We start from the raw sequence: 2,658 nt of genomic DNA on the forward strand, positions 1-2,658 counted from the left end.
CGACGATGGCCACGGCGGGCCGTTCCAGCAGGCCGGTGTCGCCCCGCGCATAGAGCACCGGCGGCGCGGTTTCAGTGTGGGCCAGCAGCGCCGGATAATCGGGTGTGCCGATGAACAGCAGCTGCGCACCCAGCGCCGGCAGGCCGGCCAGCTCGGCCTCTGCCACGGCGGCCGGGCAGATGGCGAGGCTGCGGCCGCCGCGCCGGGCGAGATCGGGCAGCGCCTCCAATGCCGCCTGCGCCGTGCCGAAGCGGGCGATCAATTGCCGGTAGGTGACGGGGCCGATGCTGTCGGTGCGGATCAGCCGCAGCCGCGCGACCGCGTCGGGCGGCAGGCTCATCTGGCCTTCTGCCCGATCTTCGATTCGGTGCCGGCGCGCAGCCGAGCGATATTGTCCCGATGCATGATGATCAGCAGCGCCGCCATCCCGGCCAGGTGCACGCCCCAGGCCGGCCCGGCCAGCGCCCAGCCGGCGCCGGCGCAACTGAGCGCCGCCAGCATGCCGCCGACACTGGAATAGCGGGTGGCGAGCGCACCGCCCAGCCAAACGGCGAGCGCGATGATGCCGGCCAGCGGGGCGGCCGCCAGCGTGATTCCCAAAATGGTCGCCACGCCCTTGCCGCCGCGGAACTTCAGCCAGACGGGGAAGAGATGCCCGAGGAAGGCGGCGGTGCCTGCCAGGATGCCGGCCATGTCCCCGCCCAATTCACGGCCGATCAGAACGGCGGCCGCGCCCTTGCCGGCATCGAGCAGCAACGTGGCGGCGGCCAGCCCCTTGTTGCCGGTTCTGAGCACATTGGTGGTGCCTATGTTGCCGCTGCCCACCTGGCGGATGTCGATCCCGATTGCCCGGGTGAGCAGCAGGCCGAAGGGAATCGAGCCCAACAGATAACCAATGAGGAGCGCCGCCCACTGCATGTCGGCCAGCCTAGCGGCGGCCTGCGCGGGCGTCTATGCTGCGCGAAACTTGGGGGAAATGATGAAGCGCTTCCTGCTTGCCGCCGCGTTGTTGGCCAGCGCGGCCACTGCCCAGATGAAGCCGAGCGCGCCGCGCGATCCGGCGCTGGCCGCTGGGCCCTATGAAACACTGGTGATCAGGGGCGTCACCATCATCACCGGGAACGGTGGGCCGCCCTATGGCCCGGCCGACATCATCATCAACGGCGGGCGCATCACCGATATCCGCAACGCCGGCACGCCGGGGCTGCCGATGAAGGCCAACCGGCCGCCGGCCGGTGCGACGCGCGAGATCGATGCCGCCGGCATGTATGTGCTGCCCGGCTTTGTCGACATGCATGGCCACCAGGGTGATGCCGACAAGATGAACGATCCTGATTACGCCTGGAAATTGTGGCTGGCGCACGGTGTGACGACGCTGCGCGGCATCCCGCTTTATGGCGGTGACGCGGCCCGCGCGCTGGTCGACAAGAAACGCGCAGCGGCAGGCGAGATCATGAGCCCGCGCCTCTATGTCTACCAGACGCTGGCTTCGGGCGCGAACGCCGGCTGGAAGGGCGGGCGGGTGACGACGCCGGAAAAGGCCCGCGAATGGGTGCGCTGGGCGGCATCGGTGGGCATCGACGGCATCAAGTTCTTCAACCGCGGCGATGAAACCCCGGCCATCGACCGTGCTGCCATCGACGAAGCGAAGAAGCTGGGGCTGGGCACGGTGGCCCACCTTTCGCAGCCCAACATCGCCGAGTTCAATGCCCGCGATGCTGCCGCCGCCGGGCTTGGCACCATCACGCATTTTTATGGCCATTTCGAAAGCATGCTCGATGGCCGGCGCGTGCAGGACACGCCCGCGAATTACAATTTCAACGACGAGCAGATGCGCTTTGGCGGCATTGCCGAGATCTGGGACCAGATCCATCCGCCCGGCAGCCCGGAGTGGGAGGAATATCTGAGGGCCCAGAAGGCGACGGGCGTGAATTTCGATCCCACCTTCAACATCTATTCGGCCAGCCGCGACCTGATGCGCGCCAAGCGCGCCGAATGGCACGAACGCTACACGCTGCCCAGCCTGACCCGCTTCTTCGAGAGCAACCGCGACAACCACGGCAGCTATTTCTTCGACTGGACCAGCGAGCGTGAATATGAATGGCGGCGCTTCTACACGCGCTACATGCAACTGGTGAATGATTACAAGAACATGGGCGGGCGCGTCACCACCGGATCCGATCCCGGCTTCATCTGGCAGACCTGGGGCTTCGGCTATATCCTGGAACTGGAACTGCTGCGCGAGGCCGGCTTTGCCCCGCTCGAGGTGATCCAGTCTGCCACCATCAACGGCGCCACCACGCTGGAAGAGCCGAAAGGCCGGGAACCGGATTTCGGGCTCGTCCGGGTGGGCATGCGCGCCGATCTGGTCATCGTTCCGGAAAACCCGCTGCACAATCTGAAGACGCTCTATGGCACCGGCTTTGCCCGGCTCGACGAGGCAACGCAGACGACCGTGGTGAAGGGCGGCATCCGCTGGACCATCCGCGACGGCATCGTGCACGACGTGCCGGCGCTCCTGAAGAGCGTGGCCGACCAGGTGGCGGCCGCAAAGGTTGGCGCAAAGACCGCCGCTGGCGCCGACCGCTGACGCTCAGGAGCGGCGCGCGCCGCTCATCGCCTCCAGCTCGGCAAGGCCGAAGCGGGGGCGGGGCGCGG

General features: G+C 67.6%; 2 protein-coding genes and 1 pseudogene. 1 reads left to right on the forward strand and 2 read right to left on the reverse strand.

Features of this window, described 5'->3' with window-relative positions; genetic code table 11:
* Positions 1-340 (reverse strand): annotated as a pseudogene (locus tag GJV64_RS13505) (DNA-processing protein DprA); the annotation flags it as partial.
* Positions 337-918: a glycerol-3-phosphate 1-O-acyltransferase PlsY gene (gene plsY, locus GJV64_RS13510; protein WP_164157887.1), complete on the reverse strand. Its 582-nt coding sequence runs from the start codon at positions 916-918 to the stop codon at positions 337-339. The pseudogene GJV64_RS13505 and the gene plsY, both read right to left, overlap by 4 nt.
* A gap of 61 nt (positions 919-979) precedes the next feature.
* On the opposite strand from plsY, the gene GJV64_RS13515 reads away from it, so the two are divergent.
* Entirely contained in the window at positions 980-2,590 is a 1,611-nt protein-coding gene (locus tag GJV64_RS13515; RefSeq protein WP_235927763.1) for an amidohydrolase family protein, read from the forward strand.
* Positions 2,591-2,658: the final 68 nt, after the last annotated feature.

The organism is Sandarakinorhabdus rubra (genome assembly GCF_010994245.1).
GTDB classification, from domain to species: domain Bacteria; phylum Pseudomonadota; class Alphaproteobacteria; order Sphingomonadales; family Sphingomonadaceae; genus Sandarakinorhabdus; species Sandarakinorhabdus rubra.